The organism is Photobacterium minamisatsumaniensis (assembly GCF_050336695.1).
GTDB lineage: Bacteria > Pseudomonadota > Gammaproteobacteria > Enterobacterales > Vibrionaceae > Photobacterium > Photobacterium minamisatsumaniensis.
In genome coordinates this window covers 76,101-101,199 of the sequence record NZ_JAKJSI010000029.1, presented here as the reverse complement: position 1 = coordinate 101,199, position 25,099 = coordinate 76,101, and the positions used below count along the sequence as shown (strand labels likewise).

The window sequence follows — 25,099 nt, the reverse complement described above, 5'->3', positions numbered from 1 at the left end:
AAACTAAGAGAACACAATGAAAAAGTTTGCTTTATTAGCACCGCTTGCAGCATGTCTTGCTGCACCTGTTATGGCAGAAGAAGAGCAAGTTATCGACCCTGCTGACGTCACCAAAGTATATACTCAGTCTGCACTTATGTTCAGCGGTAACTCTCAATTCCAATGGCAAGGCCAAATTGCTGGTGGACTAGAGAATGGTCAGCAATTCGCTTTATTAAGCGAAGCAACATTTGACAATAATGATAACGATCCAAATAAGTTTGGGTTTGATTACCAAAACTCTCGCACTCAATACTTCCACGTATTTAACACAAGTTCAGCAGCCATGCCCAAAATAGGGGCTTCGCTAGACTACGTGAACACGCGTACAAATACGATTAAAAATGATTTGCTATCTATCGGTGCCGTTGCAGCCATAAACCCGGCATATACTGCTGGCTTGCTTGTATTCCCACGAGCTGGTGTGATGACAGGTAGTATGGAAGTTGCTGGTATGGATAGTAAAGATGATCTAACTGGTTATAGCCTAGGGTTAATCACCGCGAAATACCTGGGGGAGAACGGTGCCTATCTATCTATTGTTCCTGAATGGCAAGACTTGTCTGGTGACGAAATTGACATGCAAAACCTATCGGTTAAAGCATCTATCAATGTCCCACTGAACAATTCACGCACTTGGTGGCTAAATACCCGTTACGACTTTACTAAATCAGACCTTAAAGTAAACGGAACTGATTTAGGCGGCGATTGGGAAACTCAAGCTTGGATTGGTGTTCGACACTACTTCTAAGTTAATTAAATAATATTTTAAGCCACCTCTAATTTAGCGGTGGATTTTTTTGACGCTAATACCAAATAATTTTATGAAAATTAAACAACTCTCATTTATTTGTAGCCTCGCTATTGCGAGCACTTCCGGCTACGCCTCTAGCCAAGCTTCAGATATTGATTTTAATTTTGGTGGTTCAATTAAAACCATCATGCTCCACGATACCGATATTGCTGGTGCCGGTATTAATATCCCGGGTAATAGTCTATTAGGTAAAAGTACCAGTAGCGACACTAAAATTGATGCCTCATTGTCGCAATTTAAACTTGGCGCTTCACAAACCTTTAATGACGGCACGAGTATAGGCTCGCAGGTAGTCCTGGATTTTAACGCCAATAACGATGGCGGTATGTCACCTCGTTTACGTGAAGCCTACTTAACATGGTCTAGCGAAAAGGGACAATTGCTTGTAGGGCAAACCTGGTCGACTTTCATGGATATGCGCAATATCCCTCAGTCATTGGCAGAAGCGACCCTGAGTGGCGCCGTATTTAAACGTCAGCCACTGATAAGGTGGTCACAGGAATTTGGCTCCTTCAAATATGATGTCGCGCTAGAAAGCAGTACTAACGATGATATTCAAAACCCATTTGAAGAGAAGCTTGATACAACCGGTGCCATACCCGATTTGGCCCTTGGCGGCGAATGGGTTCACGAAAACGCTTGGTTCAGAGCAACGGCCCTCTTCAACCAGTTACGACTCACTTACCAAGACAAAGAGCACAAAAAGTCGGGTTATGGAGTTCAGCTATCAGGCGGTTGGGATTTTACTGACAAGGACCGTATCACCTTCTTAGCCTACCGAGGCGAAGGCACTGATCGCTACTTACTTGGCCTTAACAGCACAGGTCCTACATGGAATGCCAACACACAAACCATTGACCTACGTGAAGCTGAAAGCGTGATGGTGTCTTACGCCCGCCAATGGCAGCCAAGCCTGAAATCTGTTTTTGCTTACGGCAAAGTATCGACAGAAGCACTTGATTGGCAAGATGTATTGCGCCATGACACCTTTACTTCGACCCAATATGCCATGGCCAATTTGCTTTGGACGGTAAAACCCAACCTTACCCTAGGCGCTGAGTACAATTACTCGCAATATGAACGAAGCCAAGCAGACGAGCGGGATAACCACCGTATTATGCTGGGTGTTGAGTGGAAGTATTAGTATTCAATAAAAAAGGCCTAAATAACTATTATACGTAAAAACCCACCTTTCGATATATCAAATCGAAATATGGGTTTTTATTTTCACATTAGAGTTCTACTTTTAAAAATGAACTGAGTAATTAAAGATTCATCACAAAGCCAAAACGAATGGCATAATCTTGTTCTCGTTTTCCGGCCTCATTAACATATGTCTCATCCAGAGAAACTAACTCCATATAGGGTGTCCAAGTTTCATTTAATTGATAATTGACCATCACAGTATGTTCCCAGTAATCATCTCGGCCTGTACCTTGGTCGACACCATCTTGGAAACGGTAACGAGGGTTATACATAAAACCCCAGTCGCCTACAGATTTAGAAAGCCACAAATCAAACTGATTAGAGGCACCACGAGTGTTGCCACTGCCATCTAGGTAAGTTTTACCATTAGCATCATTCGACCAGTTGTAACGGTAGCGGCCAGTAACAGACAAACCGTTATCAAAGCTCGTACCCAACTTCAGGTATGGGCGGTATTCAGTCCAGTTCGGCGCGGTTACTAACACTAAACCAGGCGACCAGTAGGTACTTTCGTTAATGCTGAACTTATACGTCGCTTCAAACTCTTGCGCAGCAGCTTTAAGGCCATTCTTATCTTCGTCGTTTGAATCATTACCGCCAAAATAACTGTCGTTGTGGATCTGCGCTGCTTCCGCACTGAAATAAAAGCCATTATCAAAGGTGTGCATAAACTTTACGCGGCTATCTTTATTTTCAGAGGTAGTGTTATAACCTAAACGAACGTCTAATTTTGTCTCGCCAGCGAAAGTAGGATAAGCCGTGCTTGCCAATAGTGCAGCACAAATCAGAGTATGTTTTTTCATTATTAAACCTATTTAAAATAGTGGTATTTTGTTTCGAGGCCACTATAAAAGGCGAATAAGAAGAGGTAAAAGGTATGATCATACATTCGATGTATGAAGGTTCATGTGGAAGTTCGGTCACAAATAATATCTTAATTCGACAATGCTATTATAATCTGCTTATAAAAGCAGTTACATAATAGCATCACCATTATTTCCCTGATGTTATGACTTATATATCAATAAATAGTATCCAGAGGTAGTTTCATTGTTTAATTGCTCATAATGAAAAACATATATTACATATTTAGTAATTACTGAGTGCTAATTAATTCATAACCTGCGCCTTGCTGCTCATTAAACGAGACCTGAATTAATTGCTGCTTGCTGTAAGGGATCCGTACGGTCGTATCAGTTTCATTATGCCGCTCAACCTCGATACTCCTGACCAGCGACGTTATATTGTTTGCGTTTAGTAATGGAATAACTAACGAAATCAATGTAAACCTTTCTCCAGCCTGTAATGGTTTATAGGCACTAAGCCACTCCCTCTGCTCGGGATCAAAGCTATTGGTTGTAAGCTTCACTTTTGTTCCCTCGGAAGCCGAAGGGAAGACAACCAATGTATCCAATCCTGCTTTCTCTGCGACCATTGGCGTGAACGGTAGCATTCTCTGCTGTCCCCGCAATAATACCCAATTTTCACCAATGTCAGATTTAAACTCAGGCAAGATCTGGTAGAGCACCCCACCATTGTGGCTGCCCCAATAGGTTGTCGTTGCGGCAATCGTATCTGATACCACCGTAATACCATTGTGCAGCATTACGATCTGACGTTTCGCTTCAACCCCATTGTATTGGTAGCGACGGTAGTCAACATAACCATAGGCTGCATCTTTTGCGATTCCCATCGCGCCATAGCCTTCAATGGTATAGCCATGAGCTGGGTCATACCCCATCACTTGTTTGAATCGTTCTATATCTCCGGGCGCAGAAACTTCCTTTGATGGGTATGGCGCACTCGGGTAACTAAATGCGGTCGGATTGATATAAATACCGTTATTTTTATTCGCCTCAGACCAGCGTTTTTTCCTAGTAACAGTATGCGCACCATTATAGTTGTGGACATCGATCCCCGAGCGATGATCTTTTGCTGATTTATGCTGAGTATAACTTAAGTCCATTAGCATATATGGAGCACGTGGGTGATGCCCTGTCGAGAGCACTAATTTATCTTGAACATCAACGTAATTGGTATCTCCACGCCCCAGTAGCAAACCGTTGTACTCACAACAAGAGGTGATCCTTTGCGTAGCCCTTGAAGTAATATCAACCGGTGCAGGCTCAACCAACACCACATCAGAGGCATCAATACCTAACGGCCATAAGTCAGCTTCATACGTTTTCGCTGCTATCTTGCCATGCTGCTGGCGATAAAAAGCTTCGTATTTTCTTGCCACATAAAGATAATATGGGTTCTGCCACAAACGGTATCCCATCTTTAAATCCCACGGTAAGCTTCCACCAGCCGATATTCGGATCTGACCTGCGGAAATAGTCTCCATCGACTTCCCCCATTTTGCCGACTGACCGCTACTCATTACTGTTCGTGCCATACGATCCATCATTCTCAGCAGGTGTTCAGAATCAATCACATCGGCTTCCAGACCATGACGAAGAGCCATATTCAAAATGATGTGAAAGCCAGTATTGGCATCGTAGTGGGGAGAGTTATCGCCATCATAAGACATCTGGGTAACATTTTGCCAAAAGGCATCAAATGCCTCTTTGACTTTGGGGAATAACAGACTGTCTTGATAGAGCAAGCTGATTGTCGATGCCACATCCATTGCGAACACTTCTTTATTATACCCAGTCGTGTAATACGCGTTATCGTAATAAGGTTGGGTACCTTCAATGTAAGTTGCAATAAAACTCTCGAGTTTTTCCTTGAATGTAACAGCTTCAGGGGTATCAATATCAAGCGCATTTAATTCATAAAGCCCCCAAGCATAGTCAATATAATGCCGTATTGGCGTCACTTGCTTTAAATCATTAATTTTGCCGTCACTTTCTTCGATTATCTGTACCGCTCGCAGCCTTGCTAGCTCCCCCTCTTGCTGAAATCGGCGTATAACTTCATCTTTCCACTCCGGATAGTATGCCGCTTCAATGGTTAACATGATCAGTGTCCTAAGCGCGCTTTTAGCATCACCTTGAGCATTTATTTTAGTAATAAAGCCATCGATGATATGTGACGCATTACCAGCAGAGTTTTGCTTTTCAAGATAGGAAAAATATTCATCGTACACCGCCTGCAGCTCTCGCTCGCGAAGTATGATTTCGTTATCACTTTCACGATACGGAACGTAATTCATTGGAAAAACATAGCTAGTCTTAGGTGCCACATTACCGACTGAGTTGCCAAGTTTGTCTAATTCATTTCCGTCACCATCTTTACCTACTTCTTCAACATCAAGTTTGTGGTTCAAGCTAAAGACAAGCCGGTCGAGAGCAAAGCCTTTTTCTCTATCTTGTATTTTAAAACTCAGCGTCTTGCCAACGTCCTGCTCTGTAACGACGAAGTTATGATTAATACGATACCAAAAGAACTTTCCTTCCTGCGGGTTAGTCACTGGGTTAGATTCAATATCACTGTCTTGAGGCATTCGCGTCCCCAGCTTTTTATCTGGCTCTTCCCCAAATGATGATGCCACGTAAAACGAATCTTCCCCTCCGTATGAATCCGTTCCCCCTCTTTCAAACAACGAACTACGGAAATACATTTGATAAGTACCCGGCGTATTGAAGACTAACTGATACTCAACCGTCGACCGCTTTTCATTGGTGTTATAGCGCATATCCGCAAGTAAAGCTCGGCCACCAGATGCTGGAAATTCGCTGCTCTCTGGCAACACATCAGAGCCAAATTCTGAATTGAATTCATTAATATCGACGACATTAAAACCATCATTTTCACCATGATGACGAGTGATGAGATGGTAGTCTTCAGCTTCAAAAGCAATATAACTTTCATCTATACCTTGCACAAACGTACCCTGGGTAGAGGTACCCTTATCGAAATCATCAGCCTCTTCCGCCAAGGCTTGACCGAAAATACAAGGCAATAATATAAGGAAAAAGATAGGTGTTAAGTAACGGAGAGTACTGATGGAGTCACCCACAAATCAAACGAATGAACCTCCATTAAATATAATGTCATTCATTTGAGCAATCTGCTTGTTTCTCAACGACTTTACTTCAACAGCAACCACCAGCCATGCTGGATGAAACATAAAATATAAAATATATATTTCGACTATTTTATTAGCTAAATTTGTGCCTAATCAGGCCTAAACATTCCCCGAATACAAAAATGAGGGTGTGAAGCTAGTGCTCACACCCTCATTTCTACATTTCTACCTTAACGGTAGTTCAGCAATATTTCTGCTCTGAATCCGCCTAGAGCAACAAGAATAAGAATGTAGAAATCAGCACCCCAGCACCAAGCATCATTGGATAAGCCATTCTGCTTATATCTTTGTCGTCTTCGTTATTAACTTGCTCTTGCTGCGTAGCTTGCTTTGAATCGGCGAATTCTGACTCTTCAGCGCCAAACATTCTCATGACTTCTGCCGGGCTCTTTGCTTGTAACAGCTGCTCACGGAAATCGTCATCAACTAGTGAAGATGTCAGGGTAGTCAGCACTTCCATGTGAGTCGATCCCGCTTGTGCTGGCGGGATAGCCAATAGAAAAATCATATTAACGGGCTCATCACCATCAAGCCCCTGCCACATAAGCTCACCTTTGACGAAAGCACAGGCAAATACAGGCTCAATCACAGCATCGGATTTGCCGTGAGGTACCGCAAGATACTCACCCAGCGCCGTTGGCCCCTCTTCTTCTCGTTTCAATACAGCATCGAGGAAGCGTTGCTTGTCGGTGAGCTTGCCAGTCAGCTCCAACTTGTCTGTCAAAGCATTGATGGCTGCTAGGCGATCATCGAACACAGCATCAAGCAAAATAAGGTTTTCTGAAGTCAGTTGTGCAAGTTTCATAGTTCTTTCCTATTGCTGTGTCAGCCAAACAAATTGATAAGGTTGCAGCATAAAGCCAGCTTCCAGCGGTTGCTGAGAAACTAAATCAAAGCCCGATAGTGAATTCGTCGCTTGTGGTTGTGATGACAAGTTTACAGCCAAACATACCGCATCTGATCCTTCACCACGTACCAGCCCAAATAAGCCATCGCCAAGATCTAAAACGTGTTGGGGCGATGTTGGTGAGAACGCTTTCTGTTGCTGACGCAGCGTAATCAAGCGGATCATCTCACCATACACTTGTTGACGAAGGCTACCTTCTAACGCTAATTCAGTTTCAAGGGTATCAATATCAAATTTTTCACGGTTAATACGACGGTTGATCCCTGACGATTCCATACCCGCAATATCATTTTCACTACCAAGGAAGCTGTGATAGTAAATTGCCGGCACACCAATAAACGACAACAAGATAGACTGCGCTGCTAAGAACTTCTGCGCTTTAAGCGCGGCGGCATCCTCTGGCTCAGTAATGGCGCTGAGGTAGTTAATATTCAGCTCATAAGGTGATTTCGTACCGTCACCATTGTTCTTGAAATTAACTCGCCCCCCCTTACGTTCGACATGCTGGCACATCATCATGCGATCTTCGTCAGTCAAAATGCCTTCTGTCGGACGTACGCCAATACCGTCATGACTCGCCAAGAAATTAAAATAGGTTGTCTTGCGGCCAGCAGCCAATGAAGCCATCGCTTCTTCCGTTAGCCCTTTCGCCCACTTGGTTAACACACTGCTGTTTTCACTCAGAAATGCATGTAATGTCAGTGGCGGTAATGGGAACTGATACACCATATGTGCTTCATCGCCATTGCCGAAATATGAGATATTCTCTTTATGCGGCACATTGGTTTCGGTGATCACTAACGTGCCCGGCATGACATCATCAAGGATAATACGCCACAACTTAATGATTTCATGAGCTTCAGGTAAGTGAATACAACTTGTATTGAGTACCTTCCAGATAAAACCGATAGCATCCAAGCGAATTGAACGTCCACCATTGACGGCGTACATCAATAGGATATCAATGCTCTCAAGCAGTACTTGTGGGCTCTTGAAGTTGATATCAATTTGGTCGTCAGAGAACGTAGTCCAAACATGGGAAACATCTCCTGACGCCTTGGTAAATGGTGTAAGCAGTGGTAACGCACGCGGACGAGTGACACTTGAATAGTCTACTGTTGGATCTGACTCAACAAAGTAGTCCTGATATGCTTCATCACCCGCAAGAAAACGCTGGAACCAATCACTGCTCTTCGAGATATGATTGATCACGCAGTCGTACATCAAGTTGAAATTATCAGCAAGGTCGTTTAGTTCTCCCCACTCCCCTAGGTTAGGGTCAACTTTACGGTAATCCACCACACTGAAGCCATCGTCCGATGTATAAGGGAACATCGGTAGAATATGAATATTGCTAATCGCCCCCTTCAGGTATTTATCGGCAAAGTACTTCATGGTTTTCAGTGTAACTTCACCTTCCTGCTGAAAGCTATCACCGTAAGTGATCAGGTAAGTACTGCTCTCGTCTACCCACTGAGGGTATTGCGGTGCTTTACCACGCCATTTTTCTATCAGTGCTAAAATATCTGCAGTGATCAATTGTGCTTGTTCTTCACCATATAGAAGCGCAACTTTTTGATAAATGTTTTCGTTCATCATGCTTATTTCCAGACCAACTTAAATTTTGAACGTCAGACGAAGATCGATAGTGTTGTTTGGCTGTACCGCCCAATCACCGTCCTGTACTTGCTCGCGATAATTCACTCGCTCTACTGCAGCAAAATGGGCGAACGGAGTAATATCAAGCTGTTGCTCACACTCAGTCGCATTAAACACGCGAACAATCACCGCATTTTCTTTATAAAAAGAATGACCGATACTCGATAACTCTAATGCTTGGTCGATATCAAATAAGCTGTAATGCTTCTTGCTATCACGCTGCTCGAAACATACTTGAAAGCGCTCTAAACGGTTTTCAAAACTGTTCAGACTCTGTTTCTGGTAACTGAATGGCGTATCTAGGTATTCACGTTCTAATTTGCGTACCGTGGCATGATCAGCATCAGTGGTCAGTGCCAACGAAAAGCTAAATACCATCGACTGCTGTAGCTGTGCATCTGGTGTGTACACCACGGTGTTGTTGATGCCAGAAGCACGCCCCGGACGCCATAACAGATCGTCTTTACCCAAGCGGCCTGTGGCTTTGAACAAGGTCAGGGCAATTTTATCGCTATGTTCACCTTTTAGGATCTGAAACTCTTTCAGGCCTCGGCCATTAATTACCATTGCCTTAGTATGTGAGTGGGCCTTATCCTGCTCGGCAATGGCAACCGCACCATCAGTCGTTTCAATATCAATAGGGCACTCGCGGTATGTCTCGCGCCAACCTTCAATGCTTGGTGCAACTGGGCGAGTCATTAGGGCGAACGGTTGAGTACTGATTGACTGGTCGGTTTGTAGATCAGAGTTGATCAACACACGTACACGGTGATCAGCAACTTGGTTAACAGTTTCTATCTCTACCTGTAATTGTCGGTTACCCGATAGCAATGTCAGTGTGATATCGAAACTTGCCTCGGCATTTTTCTCGCACTCAGCACGGGCTTGCAGATCAGCAGGGACTGCTAATACCGCGCGAACTGTCATCGACTGCTGAAGTTCACCAACTTCTGTGGTTAGCCAACTCAGCTCACCACTCAAGATTGGCGTATCCCCTTCCAATGGCGAGAAGTCGTAAGAATCACCATCGTCGGCTTGTTCTTCAAATGACAATAATTGAGAAATGACTCGGCCAGAATGCTTATCTTCTAATTGAAGCTGACCTTCAACCAAGCTCAACGTCAGCATCGAGTTTTCAATTGTGCTCTGCTCGCCTGCAGACATTTGCGAAGCCGCATTGCATTCCTGCAACTGGAATACTTGATAGCCCATCGCTGGTAATGCTTCGACTTCGACATTCAGCTCAAAACGGTAATATGGTGGTACAGCAACTTCTTTCTCGCCATCTTTAGTCACTTCAATCACCCTGCCGCCATCTAAGGTTTCACGTTGGATCACCTCAGATTTCAACACGGTTTGACCGTCCGATAACGCCACTCGCTCGTATTTAGAGAATGCCACAACGTTAACCAAGCCACTGTATGGCTTAATCTGTCCATTGAAGATCATTACCTCGTTATCATCACAGGTATTGGTGGCGATCTCTTTCACCACTAGGTTATACAAGCCGTGGCAAATTTCTTCAGCCTGTTTAAGACGATGCATAATATCGGCGTTGGTGGCATCACTGTTACAGCCCCCCATGCTATCGTGGGCATGGCATTCCAACATTTTCTTCCAAGCAATATCCACCAGCTCGGTATGTACGGTCATACCTTGTGCCTTGGCAATGGCAATCACCACCTCCAACTTTTTCATCAGGAACTGCTCGATTTCGAAATTCAGTTTCTTGATGTCATAGCGAACCGAGCCAATGGTTTTGTGAATACGGGTATAGCGCGGTGCCTTAAATTCACCACGATAAGTCTCGAAGTCAGCACTGTTAGCGCGCAGGAAGTCAACAAAGCTTTCCATCGACGAAATCGCATAAACATCGCCCTGTGGCGAACGCTCCGTCGCGGCAGCAAGTGTCGCAGGTAGATTAGGATCGATATTAACCTGATCACCACCCGATGGGATAAGCACTTCATCTAACCCAGATAACGATTTAATTTTCTCGATCATCGGGAAGATTTTCTTATCCAGATGTTCAGGCTCCGGCACAATATTCTTCGCTGCACCATAGCCATGAACTAGGTTGTAAGCGTAGATCTGATCACCACCGACAGATTGCCAGAAGAAATGAGATTTCTCGACTTGATCGTCATAGTCGATCCCACGCCAGAACACGATATTGTCGATACCCATACCCTTAAACAGGGTCGGCATTTGCGCGTTATGACCGAAAGTATCCGGCAGGTAACCCACCTTCATGCTGTAGCCTAACTCTTCGGCAATGTGCATGCCGTATTTCAAGTTACGGATGATCGACTCACCAGCTACGTTGTAAGTATCGGTTTGGGTGTACCAAGGGCCAATATACAATTTTTTACCGGTAACCAACTTAGCCAAGCGTTCACGCATGTGCGGAAGCACTTTTAAGTAATCTTCAACAATGGCTGATTGACCATCGAGATGGTAGCAACTGTAGCTCGGCTGATTTTCCAGTGTCTCGATCACCTTCGTGAAGTTGTAGGTTGCTAAGACATCACTGTCTTGTTGAGTGAAGTACCACTCGCGATCCCAGTGGGTGTGGGGAATAACATGAACTTTAGCCATGGGGAAGCTCTCAATCTTTATTTCATTGGGAGGGCGGCAGGCGCCGCCCGAGTGGAATTAAGCGTTAACCGGTTGTTTGACTGGTTTAGTACATACCAGCAGTGCGACAGCAATAAATGCCGAACCCGCGATAACCGAGATGGTGTAGCTCACTGGATCTGATGATAGGAACCAACCCCATACAGCCGGAAGAGGTAGACTCTGCCAAACGTCCAGTACTACAGCTAATTGGGTGCCGATGATTGACCCGAGGATCATAATAGGGATCATCTTCGGATTCTTAAGGATGAACGGGATAGCACCTTCGGAAATACCAATCAAACCAAGCATTAAAGATGTTTTACCTACTGTGCGCTCTTCGCTTGAAAACACAGGTTTGCGGAATTTACCATCAAGAAGCGCTGCCAAGCCAACACCGATTGGCGGGATAACAATACCCAATTCACGGGCTACCAAATCGAACCCTTCACCCATACCATTAAGGCCAAGGGCAACCGAACCTGCCGCTTTGTTAATTGGACCACCTAAATCAAAGGCCGTACCAGCAGCAATAACCATTGAATACACACCACGACCAGCGTCACCTGCTTGAGTGAACAGCTCAATCATGGCAATGTTCAACGCACCAAAGAACGGGTTAATGGCATATTCCATGGTCAGTACCATGACCACACCCGTGACCGCAGGCACCAATAACATAGTTTTGAGCGTTGTTAACTCCGTCTTCACTTTAATTGTGTCGTTAAGATAACGGACTAGATAACCGACAAGGAAACCAATCGCAATCGCGCCAAAGAAACCAGACGGTGCCCACCCTTCAAGATCGAAAAAGCGTTTATACACTTCATCACTCATGATGCCACCAATAAAGGCTGGGATCAGTGCGGGTTTACCTGCTATCGAGTACGCCAAGTATGCAGCGAAGATCGGATACATGAACTTGATTGTCATGAAACCAAGTCTGTCGAGAGTTTCCATTGGCGTACCGGAAATATCGATGAACTCACCGGTAATTTTGGCCACTGCCATTAATAAACCGCCAAGGACAACCACTGGCAGCATGTAGCTGATACCTGTCATGATATGACCGATAGCCACTTGATACGCTGAACGTTTTTCTTCAACCATTTCAACAGCGTCAGACTTTTCTTTACCTCGAGAGAAAACCGTTGGCAGCAGCTCATCCACCCGTTTAATCAACTCTTGAGTACGAATTTTTAGCGGGTTGGTATTATCGAAGCGTTCCATGTCCATGATCGGCACGTCAACCGCCAATACCACACCGTCAGCGGTGGCAATATCATGGGCAGTCAATTTGTTCTTAACCCCATCACTACCTTGGGTTTCAACCTTGACGTCATATCCCTGCTTTTCGGCCCAGCTCTGAATTTTCTTCGCCGCCATAAAGGTATGTGCAATGCCGGTAGGACAAGCGGTCACTGCAACGAGCTTTTTCTTACTCATGGTTGTTCACCGTTATAATTATCAACTGCGGCCAGTATATTAAGCAGCCATTAATCTCTACACTGTTTCGTAGTACAACTCACGTATGACGGTACTTTTGTGATGGTTATCAAGGAAAAATTTAATAATTTCACGCCTAATATGACGAATTCATTACTGATTTAAGTGTATGCGATGAACACCTTTAAAGGCATCGAACGTATGATCTATGAGTATCTGATCAGCCACGCTCGTGATCTCGGCACCATCTCGGCGAAAACCATAGCAAACAAGGCATTAACAACCACAACTTCAGTCAACCGTGTCTGCAAAAAAATGGGCTATGCCAGCTATACCGAACTGAGGTACCGGCTATTCGATGACCTGCAAAAACAAACGGCTAACATCACATCCAATGATGAACAGCAGCAGCAAATCAGTCGTATCGCGCATACCTTGAATAGCTCCCCAGTGGTTTACTTGTATTCACGTGGGGCGTCGATTGTTAGCGTAACTTACCTATCACGCTTTCTTTCACTGGCTAATATTCCCCATTTGGTGATCACCGATATCCACCAGCTTACGCGCGCAGAGCAAGGTACCGTTTTACTTGTGAGCAAATCAGGGGAAACCCAAGCGGTGATCGACATGGCTCATAATGCCAAACGTAAAGGGCTAAAAGTGGTTGCGATAAGCCATAAAGGCTCGACACTTAATCAAACCTCGCATTTAAATATCGGGCTTGAAGAACAGGTTGATGGTATTTCACCTTATCGCCGAGAGTCACAAATACGAATACTCGAAATTGTCGATCACCTTGGTAAAGAGCTACTGGATTTTTAAGCCCAAAATAGCAAAAGAGCCTCAACGAGGCTCTTTTATTTTCTGTAATGAAACAGAAGTAACTACTCACTCTATCGCTTATACCGAAAGGGGGAGTTCGGTAAAAACGCTCAGTTAATTCAAATATTTAGTAGTGCAGGCACTCAATTAAACGCACGTACCGCTTTACCAATACCGGTATAACTGTAATTCGAACAACTTTCAGGAATCATCGCAGACTCACCCGTTTTTAGCGTCAAGGTTGTGTCAGCGGTTTCCAGTTTTATCTCACCTTGAAGGCACATCACAATTTCAGCACTGCGTACATATTCGGTGTACGCTTGAGCAGATAAATTCAGTACTTCAAAACGAAAATCATCAACAGGTACAAGGTAGCGCTGTTTGTGCCCCTGAACCTGCGGCTTTAAACGTAAGAACGAGTAAGGAATTGGCTCAAAACGGGTATTTTTCAGCAATTCTTCCACATCGATATGTTTCGGGGTTAAGCCCGCACGCAGCACATTGTCTGAGCTTGCCATGATTTCAATGCCTGTACCTTTAATATAGGCGTGAGGTGTTTCAGCATCTAAATACATCGCTTCACCAGCCTCGAGTTCAATCACATTTAGCATTAGCGGTGAAAATAAACCAACATCGGATGGATAATCTTTTGCAAACTCAACAATTAACTCAAACGCTTCGCGGGCATTATTGCTAATCCCTTTAGACTCGATACCGGCCATCAGTTGCGAAATAGCCAGATCTTTCTCGTTGCCAGATAAAGAAATGACACGGCGGAAAAAAATACCGAGCTGGATCGGAGTTGAATAAGCCTTTAATTCCTCAACATCCTGCTTTAAGACACCACAGTCTGCCTGCTCAAACAGTTCAACCATTTCGCTAATTACACGAAATCCGTTCATTGCTTTATAGTTGGTCAAGGCATACACCATCTCTGGCTTATGGTTTGGATCTTTATAATTACGCTCTGGTGCATCTAGCGGAATTCCGGCTTTATTTTCTCGAATAAAGCCCTGCATCGCTTTTGTTTTTTCAGGGTGAACTTGAATGGATAATGGCTTGTCTGCCGAGAGTACTTTCATCAAAAATGGTAAATCGCCATACTTATCTTGAGTATAACGTCCGAGAACTCGCTCTGGTGCTTGTTCAATATAATCAGATAATAACTGGCTTTCTTCGTTTTTAACTATGCGGGAACAACCATTTGGGTGTGCGCCCATCCATAGCTCTGCTTGCGGTTGATTATCTGGGTTGTTAATCCCAAATAAAGCATTCATCGCCGTTTTGCTACCCCACACATAATTTTGAATAACGTTACCGAGTTTAAACATAATCTTCTTACTCTTTATTTTATCTTTATCAACACGATCCGTGAAAACCTGCCGAGCGGATGCTCGTCAGAAACACGAAATAAATTCACGTAAAGTTGGTATGCCTCGTAAAGACAAGAGTGAGAACTTAGAATCGAATTCGTAACGTTTTGCCTGACACCGATTCAATTGGCTAAACGGACATTTACTCTGTTCTCGTTCAGGATTGCCATTACATACAATGGCCTTTCGTCCAGAAAAATCTCACCACATTCAATTTCAAGGCGCTATATAAGGTCTAGCGGCAGTTATCGACAAGGTAATCAGTACACTAACATTCGTCTCACACCATTCACTTGTATTGTCGTTGTATTATCAATTTTGTATTGTTGTTCTGTGTACTATCTTGTTTTTCTATTTATTAATCACGAACAACAATATCAGGGTAAGGTCTCGTATCATAAAGCTTACCTTGCAGGTCGAGCTTTTCATCTAATGCATAAAGACAGTCTCTCAGCCCTAAGGTGTCGTTTACCAAGACTTCAACGACTTATGGTAGGTACTGCAACCCTCTGCGCTGTTGATCTATAGATGTTCAAGTACCCTACGCCACGTTAATACAAATATAATACGTATTTCACACAATCTAACCGTGATGAAGATCACGTAAGTATTAATATATGTATTAATGTTGTATTACCTGATTTTAGACTTTGTATGTGACAACTTTCAAGAGAGCTGAATTAAAGGTAAAATATAACCATGCTTGTACCATTTAATGCGGCAATAAATGAGCCAAAGGGTACTAACGATAAGTAAGGGTGAGGCAACATGCCTTGCCGAAGGAGATGTACGTGGCACGCCTTCCGATGTATCGTCAGATTGCTGACGCAATAAGGGAAAAAATCAAGACTGGTGATTACAAATCAGGAGAGGCTTTACCAACCGAGGCACAACTGCGAGAAGAGTTCTCAGTCAGCCGAGTAACGGTTCGCCAAGCATTGAAGTTATTAGTCGAGCAGGATGTATTAAATAGTATTCAAGGTAGTGGGACTTATGTAAAAGAAAACAAAGCCAACTACGATATGTACCAGTACACCAGCTTCTATGAGAAACTGAGCCTCCTGAATGTTGAAACCCGCAGTGACATTTTAGCGTTTGAGATCAAGCCAGCTTCAATCACCATTGCCGAAGCATTGGAAATTGCTGATAACGAACGTGTCTTCTATGTGAAGCGGATCAGGTATATCGACGATAACCCAGCGACGCTCGAAGAAACTTGGATGCCACTCTCATTGTTCCCTGATTTAACTTATGAAGTCATGCAGGGCTCGAAATATGAGTATGTTGAAGGCCAGAAGAAAATGGTGATCGACCGTAGTGAACAGGAAATCATCCCAGTTCTACCACCTGAAGAAGTCGTAGAACAACTCGGGATCGCAGCGGATCAGCCTATCATCAAGAAGATCACTAAAGGCTACCTAAACGACGGGACAGTGTTCGAGTTCAGCCGTAACTACTTCAAATCATCAGACTATAAGTTCACTTTAGTTGCGAAGCGCTCGCAGCATTTTTAATCAACTTTAACAGGCTCACATGAGCCTGTTAAAGTCTTCTTGCTCGTTCTATATATGATCTAGCTCAAAAATAATTACTCTTTAGTCAACTTTATGTCATTTCTAATTTATTTTATCTTAATGAAATAGAAAGCAATACAATAACTACCATAGTATCAGTATTAAAGTAACTATATAACTAAGGCTGATATTATGTCCAAAGGTAAATCATATCATATATGTTTAATTTCAAGCGACCTACATCAAGCTAATATCATTAAAAAACTTATCGGTGATTTTTTCTATGATGAAAGTGTTTTTTTCGCCATTTCTGATATATCTTCAATTGATGGTATAAAAAACCATATTATCCTTCTAGATTATAATTCAACTAAAATAGAAAAAATAAATGATATTAATACTTCTGACTCAGGTAACTCTTGGTTTGTAATAAACATTCCTGAAAGCTGTTTGTTATCAGCATCGTTTTGGATTGATAATGGTTTTTGTGGCATTTTTTATGAACATCGAACCATCTCTAATTTGGTAAAAGCACTGAATGTATTCACTGATAATGGCGAATATTGGTATAGCAGAAAAGAACTATCATCCGCGATTAAAAACCACCATCAACATGGTATTTCTCATCAATGTATTGCTGAACTAATTGCTAATCAATATCAACTAACACATAAAGAAAGAGATGTTTTATTCTATATGCTTGAGGGGCTAAGTAACCAGCAAATAGCAACCCATATATACATCAGTGTCCATACAGTAAAAAACCATGTGTCACATATCATGTCAAAGATTGGTGTTTCATCAAGAAAAGAACTTTTAGCTGTTAATTTCAATTAAAATAGTACCTGTAATACCGTTAAATAGTGATTTTTAGGCCATGTTAACATAGGGAAAATTTCGTACAGTTATATCGAACCTCGGAGAAACAATAAAAGGACAACTGTTATGAAAAAGTTAGTATTGGCTACAATAGTTACGTCGTTCATCGCAGGAACAGCACTTGCAGATAATAATACGGCTTCCTTAAGCAATAATTCTGCTGGTAGCTTCGTTAATGGCGGTGATGAAGTTACCCTAGAGTTAAGTGGGAACATCGAAAAAGTGTGTAAGATGCAGTTCTATAACAATAATATTGCAGGGACTAATCAGCTCGCAACTGTCATGTTTAAAAATGATCTAGAACAGCAAGTTGCTGAAGTTGTTGTTTGGTGTAATGATGGAACAGGTAAAGCAGACGTGGCTGTCGATGCAGTTAATGGTCAGTTTGTTAGCGATAATGTAAATGGTAATTCTGCCAGTAAAATCGATTACTTATTCCGCTTCCATAATAATACCACCCTTGGTGACGACAAATATTTTAACTTACGCAAGCGTCAAAAGTTTGTTGAGAATATTTGGGCAAGTACTGATGGTGAAGCATTTAATCCTGAAGTAATCGCGAAAACCCCTCAGATTAAGAAGTTATACATCAAGCCTATCGCTATTAATGGCTGGGAACGCTCAGGAAATTATAGCGAAGAAATAACATTAACTATTTCTCCAACAGCTCTCTAGTATACCGAAGGGGAAGCTTTGCTTCCCCTATCATATTTACTGCGGGGTAAATCATGAAAATGGTCATTATTGTAATAACACTTCTCTTATGTAACACCTGTAAAGCAATGGAAGTCACTCCATTTTTAGCTTACTTAGATTCAATAGGAAAAAAATCTTCGGCTTTGTTTATTGTAAAAAACGATAAAGATACCGCTATTGCTGTTGAGACAAATGTATTAAAGGTAGATCTAGATAATAATAACATTGAAACATCTGAACCTAATGACGAAGACTTCTTCATTATGCCACCTCAATCCCTTCTTCAAGCTGGTGAAAGCCAAACATTCAGAGTCAGATACATTGGAACTAGCACTAATAATAAAACACAAGCCTACCGAATCAACTTTAATCAATTATCGCTAGAGAATAATATTGATACAAAAGAAGCAACGGTGAAAATGCTCTTTAACTTTAGTTCGCTTGTATTTGTATCACCTCAGAATAGTAAGCCTGTCGCCATATCAAATATTAAAAACATAGATAATGGTGTTAATATTTCCATTAAAAATGAAGGGAGCAAAGTTCTTGATCTCTCACAATATAACGTAAGTTTAATTGGTTCCAAATCAAAAAAACAACTATCTTGGTTAGAAGTCAGTTATTTTTCTGGCATTCAATTTATACTACCGAACCGTGAACGGTCATTTTTCATATCCAAAGACAAGATACCTAATGAATTAGGTACTTTAGTTAGTATCGCGATTAACGAGTAAGTATTATGAAATATTTATTCCTATTTACTACTATATTAACCTTCTCTGTTTCTTCATTTTGTGCATCTTTGTGGCAAATGGAAATACCCCTTATTTATGATGGAACAGAAGTCAAAGAAGTCATCATTGAAAGCGACGGAATAAATATAATTAACATTGACTCTCATAGTTTACTATACGTTTTAAAGAAATATATTAATAAAGACATCATTGATAAGATAACAACAAATAACCCAATAAAATTATCTATTGAAGACGCTAAACACTATGGTATTTACTTAGATTACAAACCAAAACAAGTTGAATTAAACGTCAACTTTGATAGTGACATTTTAGTGAAAAAAGACATTTTTTTAAGTGATGGGTACGCGCTGCCAAACTATGCAAACTCTGCCAATTACACGTTGCAGAACACATTTAATACTAACATTGACCACTCTACATATGCAGGAGAAACAAATTATAACCTTGAGGCTCTTGGAGCAATGAATATAGGTGGTGTATACGGGGGGAACCTAGTTTGGAGCGGCAATTTAAATTACTCACAACAAAGTGGCTACAGCAACCAACGGGGACCGATTCAGGCCTTTTTTGAGCGACCTGATATACCCTTAATTCTCTCTATCGGTAACATCAATACCCCTAGTTCATCATACATCTCATCTGTAGAAGTCAGCGGTGTTGGTATTTCACGATCTCGTTCGCAATTACGCCCAACAGAAAAAACCAATGCAACACCTAACGACGAATTTTTATTGTTGGAAAGCGCACAAGTTACTATTTTAATTAACGGATATTTCTACCAACGAATATCATTGCCTGCTGGTCGCTACACTTTAAAAGACTTACCAATTAGTAGTGGGGCTAACGACATTACTTTACAGGTTAACTATACCTCCGGTCGCTATGAAGAATTTCAGATAAGTAACTTCTATGACGCGAACCTCCTCTCTAAAGGTTATGATGACTTTAATTTTGCTATTGGTTATCCGGTTGATTATAGCGACACATTCATCGGCGAACATGAATCGAATATATTGTTATCAAGTAACTACAATTATGGTGTCACAGATAATGTTACTTTAGGTGCTGCATTCTTCTATCACCCAGATGGAGTTGTTGCAGGATCATCAGGGGTATTTGGGTCTAACGTTGGTAACTTTTCAATTACCGCCAACTACTCCTATGCACAACTTTCAGAGCAGTATGAACAAGCAGGTACAGCGTTTAGTTTTAATTACTCCTATGCGTTTTTAACCACACAGCGAAACCTCAGTACTTCAATCCGAATGAATGCTGAAACATTTAACGAATACCGCACCGACCCTTGGGTAGCAAACTCTTCAAGTCAAAACTACGATACTTACCGCCTTTCTCTTAACCAAGATATTACTGGCAATACTAATCTTGATATAACTGGAAGTTACATTAACTTCTCAGATGAAGATTCAGAGTATAACCTCGGTGCAGCCATCAACTACTACATAAATAACTTTAATTTTCGTTTTGGATACGAGTTTGAAAAAGAAAGAAATAAAACCGATAACACCTTATATTTTGAGCTACGTTACAATACATCAACACCAATAAAAAACGTCAGATTTTCTGCTGATTATAAAAGCAGAGACAACCAAGCAAGGCTTGAGTTAAGTAAAGGACAAGGCTCGACAATAGGTAGCTTAGGGGGGTACTTAACATACGAATACAATGATGATTATCAACAAATGGATTTAGAAGCAGATTACCTGAGTAATCGTGCAAAACTCAGAGGTAATATTAGTTCTACAGTCTCTAATGAAGGTAATAACGATACCAACATAACAGGTTCTATGAGCTCAACCTTCGCACTAGTTGATGGTTACTATTCAATCAGTAGCCAGCCTATTGGTGCTATCGCCTTGTTTCACCCTTATAACGACCTTGGTAGCGATGTCGTAATTAATCCAACCTTTAAAAATGAATATGATGTACGATCAAGTAGTATTTTAGATAATCATTACACGCTTATTCCCCACCTAAATAACACTGTGTTCTATGACACACCTAATGCCCCCATTGGTTATAGCATTGGGGATGGCCTGATCAATGTAGCACCTGGTACATACACCGGACACGTCATAACTGTTGGCTCAAAATATTCTAAAACAGTTATAGGTACATTGGTTGATAGTACAGGACAAGCCATTGCTCTTGTCAGCGGGTTTGCAAAAAACGATGAGCATGCTGTTAGTTTCTTTACTAACAATGCAGGTCGCTTTGTACTCGAAGGGGTAAGAGATGGTGAATACACCCTAAAAGTTAATCATAAACTTTCGAATGCAATCATTACCATACCAAAAAACAACAATTCAATAGTTAAAATCATAGAGGTTGTTGCTCATGAATAAATACAAACTATTTTTAGTTATTGCGATGATATGCCAGTATTCAACCGCAATGAGCAGCTCACTAAATACTAGTTGTTCAGATATAGAGTGGCGTGTCAGTAGTAACCCCAAAAGGCTTATAACTTATAATAAGGATACTCTATTACTTCCAGTCGAGATAACGTTTAAAGAACCACTAATAAATAACTGCATTCAAGGAATTATAATCGATGGAGAACAAAGAATTTACTTCAAGAGCCACAATAACATCTTTTTATCACAAATATACAATGAAGACTTACAACCTTTTGAGAACAAAGGAAATAACCAAACTTTCACTACCATAAATAAAAACAGAGCATCAAACAGTAAAAAGTATACAATATGGTTATCTGTTCCTTATGCAATAGATATTAAACCCGGAAGGTACCTAAGCAATTTAAAGCTAGGTCTAGCAACAAAGCACGAAGGAAAAAACATTAGAAATCACGAAGTCCAATATAATATTGAACCATCAGCAAAAATAAAACTCTTAGACAACTCAAAACAAACAAAAAAAATAAACTTCAAACCATTTACACAGGGGACAAGTATTGATATACCATTAGATATTAGCACTAACACGCGACTCGAGTTAAACATTGAATCTAAAAAAGGTGCGCTTACTCATACAAAATACTCAGAGAATATAGTACATTATTCAGTAAGTATAGATACATTAAAATTCAAACCAAACTTATCTAATAAAAATAAAAACATAAAAAATTTCATTATTAATTCAGAAAAAAACAAAAGAATAAATATGAGCCTTAAAATTGAAGATACAACAGCATCGAAGCTTTCAGGTTTATATACTGATACTCTTACAATATCGGTAAGACCAAAGCTATAAGAATAAATCAGACATAAAAAACTGATTTATTCCTATAGTGAATTGTATATATCTCCATCCTAAGTTATCGATATACACTTGGTAACTTAGTAAAATAAAATCTTGATTTTTAACAAATAAAGCTTTTACATATGGATTAGAAAAAAAACGCTCCATATTAAAAGAATATATAATGGTTGTATCTAATCTACAAATTTCAACGCCATAAATTGACATTAAAAAATACTTTATTGCAGGTATAGTCGCAGGCATGTAAACTGTTTTAGTTGAACATAACCCCTTCATATCAAACAAAACTTTTGCATGTATATTAGCATTCATCCCAGCAGCGCAAATATAATGAAAAACTCCATCATTTATACAATATAATATATGACCAACAAGCATATTATCATAATAGTAACACCTTATTTTCACATCAGATAACTCTCTATGATTTATAAAATCACCCAAGCAACCTCTGTGCCTCACGCTAAAAGCGTGTTGTATTTGTTCTTTTATATTACTTTTAGCATTATTCCATTTAATATTTTCCGTATGTGTAACTCTAATCGGATATATAATTATATGGGGGTCATAGAACATTTCATTTTTTAAAGAACGTTTTAAAAGAACCAATTCAAAATTTGCATAATGGTAATTAACATTAAAATATGTCGCTATACCAACTCTACGCATAAGAGATGGTAAATTTTTTCCATTCTCCCATTGACTAACCATTGATTGTGTTACATTTTCAAAAACATCATGGTTAATAGATAATGATAACGACAATTCTTGCTGGGATAATTTATTGTTATTCCTGTGTGATTTTAATAAACATGAAAAATTATCATACGAAAAATCACATGACGCACTTTTTATTTCTCGTAGAGAATTAAATGACATCTCATCCATAAATAGTCCTTACTTATATTTTTATTCCTTCATCTCTAAATACACTTTTTATCATCTCACCCAACCAAATAGTTTTGTCATTTTTCCGGTTGCTTTGATGATAAAATAGGCTTGTGTAAAGACCTTCTGATTCATTATATCTATCATAATTATCCATATCCATATTCACCCTTAGAACGTCATTTTTATTGTCCATAATAAACGTTTCTGTTCCCAATAAAATTGCATCACTATGTTTAACATAATTGATCAAAATGGACATTACTTCAGAGCGTAATTTTACACTTACATCCAAGCCTAAACTACTAAGAATATCTATCGCTATAGGTTTATTATCATTAAAACCTTTAAGAATAGAAAAACATAACTCATACTCAACAACATCTTTTAATGAGATATCTAATTTATTATTTATAGGATGACCTTTTCTTGTATAAAAGTTATAATTATCTTTATACATTCTTTCTGTGTATATATCTTTAGTCACAGTTATATAAGAGTAGTTTATTCCAATATCTATAAAATTTGATGATATATTAAAGTTTGTATTTTATCCCAATTTAAAAAATTTATTTTCATATTAGGCGCATTTTTAGATATTTTATCCAATAAATTAAATGTCATCGAATTTTGAAATGCTGGGCTCAACGCAATTGTTACTTCATCATTTGATGTGTTTGGGTTAAAATCTAAATGAAAATTACCAATCTCGATAATATCTAAAGCTCTTGGTATTACATCAGCAAGGTGTATCGCTAATGGTGTTGGAGAAAACCCTTGTTTTGTTCGAATAAAAAGTACATCGTCATAATAAGCCCTCATCTTTTGTAGTGACCTACTAACCTGCGATTGGCTAATATTCAACTTCTCAGCGGTTTCCACCGTACTCCGAGTAATATATAAAACTTGAAATATTCGTAACAAATTAAAATCTAATGCTACGTCATTTAATTTATCCATGTGCAAGCTACTTTTTTTGATAATAATATTACTTAATAATATGCATTGTCTACAACTATTCGATATTTAAATAGTTGATATCTTAAATCCAACTTGCTTAAACCCTTCACCCGCGCACAAAAACGCTTTTACATACCATATAATATGTACTAAATAGAATAATCGCCTAATGTATTACTGACTCAGTATGAGCTTACCAGCTGAAGCGGTACTGTATGAAATGGGCCTATATATAATATAAGGATAAGTAATACATGAAAATCAACAGGTACAAAATACCCTCTAAATAGTATTAACAAGTAATGTTTATGTGAATAAAATTCAAATTAATATGCACCAATACACAATATCCAGTGACATTATGAATTATGTTAACTTTCAAAAACGTAGATAATACCACCCTCTTTCTTTTACTTACCTTATAAAATGATACGAGGATCAAAGATTAGCATACTGAAGCCTTATGGAGATAATGACTAAATATTACCTTTCCGTAAATACGGTATTTAAAGACATCAATCCTTGTGCTAGTTTTTTTGCTCTTTATCAACCACTATTCAGCCTATTACCAATACAATAGTGCTATTAATCGCAATACCGTGAGCATGCAATGACTGAATTCGAGAAGATGTGCAGTGGCCAGCCATTCAATGGGCTAGATCCTGAAATTTGCCAAATCCGTAAAAAAGCTGATGTACTCAAGCACAAAATAAACAACAGCATGGGTGAGCCTGTTATTGACTACTACCGAGAGCTATTCGGCACATTTGGCGAAAATAGTTGGATCACTCCGCCGTTCTTATGTGAATTTGGCAAAACGATCCATATCGGTAAAGATACATTCCTTAATATGGGTGTAACCATGCTCGATAATACCGAGATTCACATTGGCAACAACGTACTTATTGGTCCAAATACCCAGCTATATACGGCTTCACATTCACTCGACCACCTTAGCCGTCGCCGATGGGAAACCTACAGTAAACCTATCGTGATTGAAGACGATGTATGGGTTGGCGGACAAGTGGTTATTTGCCAAGGTGTGACTGTCGGTGCCCGTTCTGTTATTGCCGCAAATTCTACGGTAACCAAAGATGTGCCACCTGATTGTCTGGTCGCGGGTTCACCAGCAAAGGTTGTGAAAGTGATAGCCTCCGAACAAGAAGAGCAATAAAAAGCTTAATGCTACAACCTTGTCCTCATTTATTTCCTATAGTTAAGACATTCGTTTTTTCTAGGAAGT

20 protein-coding genes are annotated in these 25,099 nt (G+C 40.3%); 10 read left to right on the top strand and 10 right to left on the bottom strand.

Features of this window, described 5'->3' with window-relative positions:
- Window positions 1-16 precede the first annotated feature (16 nt).
- Both L4D78_RS16315 and L4D78_RS16310 read left to right on the top strand, forming a co-directional pair.
- Complete coding sequence (locus L4D78_RS16315) at window positions 17-790, top strand: hypothetical protein (RefSeq protein WP_428467915.1); 774 nt, start codon at window positions 17-19, stop codon at window positions 788-790.
- Between the two features lie 73 nt (window positions 791-863).
- The gene (locus L4D78_RS16310) at window positions 864-1,997 is read left to right on the top strand and encodes a DcaP family trimeric outer membrane transporter (RefSeq protein ID WP_428467914.1); all 1,134 of its coding nucleotides are present in this window, start codon (window positions 864-866) and stop codon (window positions 1,995-1,997) included.
- A 121-nt stretch (window positions 1,998-2,118) separates the two neighbouring features.
- On the opposite strand, the gene L4D78_RS16305 is transcribed toward L4D78_RS16310, so the two are convergent.
- The 6 genes from L4D78_RS16305 to L4D78_RS16280 form a co-directional block, all read right to left on the bottom strand.
- On the bottom strand, window positions 2,119-2,862 hold the full coding sequence (locus L4D78_RS16305; protein ID WP_428467913.1) for an oligogalacturonate-specific porin KdgM family protein: 744 nt from the start codon (window positions 2,860-2,862) through the stop codon (window positions 2,119-2,121).
- Window positions 2,863-3,155: 293 nt separating this feature from the next.
- The gene (locus L4D78_RS16300; protein ID WP_428467912.1) at window positions 3,156-6,026 is read right to left on the bottom strand and encodes a hypothetical protein; all 2,871 of its coding nucleotides are present in this window, start codon (window positions 6,024-6,026) and stop codon (window positions 3,156-3,158) included.
- A 277-nt stretch (window positions 6,027-6,303) separates the two neighbouring features.
- The gene (locus tag L4D78_RS16295) at window positions 6,304-6,900 is read right to left on the bottom strand and encodes a fructose PTS transporter subunit IIA (protein ID WP_428467911.1); all 597 of its coding nucleotides are present in this window, start codon (window positions 6,898-6,900) and stop codon (window positions 6,304-6,306) included.
- A 9-nt stretch (window positions 6,901-6,909) separates the two neighbouring features.
- Window positions 6,910-8,601, bottom strand: coding sequence for a sugar phosphorylase (locus tag L4D78_RS16290; RefSeq protein WP_428467910.1), 1,692 nt, complete (start codon window positions 8,599-8,601; stop codon window positions 6,910-6,912).
- An 18-nt stretch (window positions 8,602-8,619) separates the two neighbouring features.
- The gene (locus tag L4D78_RS16285) at window positions 8,620-11,259 is read right to left on the bottom strand and encodes a glycoside hydrolase family 38 N-terminal domain-containing protein (RefSeq protein ID WP_428467909.1); all 2,640 of its coding nucleotides are present in this window, start codon (window positions 11,257-11,259) and stop codon (window positions 8,620-8,622) included.
- 57 nt (window positions 11,260-11,316) lie between these two features.
- The gene (locus tag L4D78_RS16280; RefSeq protein WP_428460376.1) at window positions 11,317-12,723 is read right to left on the bottom strand and encodes a PTS fructose transporter subunit IIC; all 1,407 of its coding nucleotides are present in this window, start codon (window positions 12,721-12,723) and stop codon (window positions 11,317-11,319) included.
- A gap of 174 nt (window positions 12,724-12,897) precedes the next feature.
- Between L4D78_RS16280 and L4D78_RS16275 the strand changes: the two genes are divergently transcribed.
- Complete coding sequence (locus L4D78_RS16275) at window positions 12,898-13,545, top strand: MurR/RpiR family transcriptional regulator (protein WP_428467908.1); 648 nt, start codon at window positions 12,898-12,900, stop codon at window positions 13,543-13,545.
- Window positions 13,546-13,688: 143 nt separating this feature from the next.
- Here the strand turns inward: L4D78_RS16275 and manA are convergent, their stop codons facing one another.
- Window positions 13,689-14,876, bottom strand: coding sequence for a mannose-6-phosphate isomerase, class I (gene manA, locus L4D78_RS16270; protein ID WP_428467907.1), 1,188 nt, complete (start codon window positions 14,874-14,876; stop codon window positions 13,689-13,691).
- 833 nt (window positions 14,877-15,709) lie between these two features.
- On the opposite strand from manA, the gene L4D78_RS16265 reads away from it, so the two are divergent.
- From L4D78_RS16265 to L4D78_RS16240, 6 genes are all read left to right on the top strand, one after another.
- Window positions 15,710-16,432, top strand: a complete 723-nt coding sequence (locus L4D78_RS16265; protein ID WP_428460379.1) for a GntR family transcriptional regulator — start codon at window positions 15,710-15,712, stop codon at window positions 16,430-16,432.
- A 192-nt stretch (window positions 16,433-16,624) separates the two neighbouring features.
- Window positions 16,625-17,269, top strand: a complete 645-nt coding sequence (locus tag L4D78_RS16260; RefSeq protein ID WP_428467906.1) for a LuxR C-terminal-related transcriptional regulator — start codon at window positions 16,625-16,627, stop codon at window positions 17,267-17,269.
- A 108-nt stretch (window positions 17,270-17,377) separates the two neighbouring features.
- Complete coding sequence (locus L4D78_RS16255) at window positions 17,378-17,986, top strand: hypothetical protein (protein ID WP_428467905.1); 609 nt, start codon at window positions 17,378-17,380, stop codon at window positions 17,984-17,986.
- A gap of 53 nt (window positions 17,987-18,039) precedes the next feature.
- Complete coding sequence (locus L4D78_RS16250) at window positions 18,040-18,741, top strand: fimbrial biogenesis chaperone (RefSeq protein ID WP_428467904.1); 702 nt, start codon at window positions 18,040-18,042, stop codon at window positions 18,739-18,741.
- Between the two features lie 5 nt (window positions 18,742-18,746).
- Window positions 18,747-21,128, top strand: a complete 2,382-nt coding sequence (locus L4D78_RS16245) for a fimbria/pilus outer membrane usher protein (RefSeq protein ID WP_428467903.1) — start codon at window positions 18,747-18,749, stop codon at window positions 21,126-21,128.
- A complete protein-coding gene (locus L4D78_RS16240; protein ID WP_428467902.1) occupies window positions 21,121-21,999 on the top strand; it encodes a hypothetical protein in 879 nt (292 codons plus the stop codon). Before L4D78_RS16245 ends, L4D78_RS16240 begins: the two co-directional genes overlap by 8 nt.
- Here the strand turns inward: L4D78_RS16240 and L4D78_RS16235 are convergent.
- Genes L4D78_RS16235 through L4D78_RS16225 form a run of 3 tightly spaced genes read right to left on the bottom strand, consistent with a single transcriptional unit; the run spans window position 21,994 to window position 23,856 of the window.
- Entirely contained in the window at window positions 21,994-22,896 is a 903-nt protein-coding gene (locus L4D78_RS16235) for a helix-turn-helix domain-containing protein (RefSeq protein WP_428467901.1), read from the bottom strand. The genes L4D78_RS16240 and L4D78_RS16235 overlap by 6 nt on opposite strands.
- A gap of 13 nt (window positions 22,897-22,909) precedes the next feature.
- Window positions 22,910-23,356, bottom strand: a complete 447-nt coding sequence (locus L4D78_RS16230) for a hypothetical protein (RefSeq protein WP_428467900.1) — start codon at window positions 23,354-23,356, stop codon at window positions 22,910-22,912.
- Between the two features lie 56 nt (window positions 23,357-23,412).
- Window positions 23,413-23,856 (bottom strand): LysR family transcriptional regulator, encoded by a 444-nt coding sequence (locus L4D78_RS16225; RefSeq protein ID WP_428467899.1) that lies wholly within the window; start codon window positions 23,854-23,856, stop codon window positions 23,413-23,415.
- A 610-nt stretch (window positions 23,857-24,466) separates the two neighbouring features.
- On the opposite strand from L4D78_RS16225, the gene L4D78_RS16220 reads away from it, so the two are divergent.
- Window positions 24,467-25,030, top strand: a complete 564-nt coding sequence (locus L4D78_RS16220; protein ID WP_428467898.1) for a sugar O-acetyltransferase — start codon at window positions 24,467-24,469, stop codon at window positions 25,028-25,030.
- The last annotated feature ends 69 nt before the right edge of the window (window positions 25,031-25,099 follow it).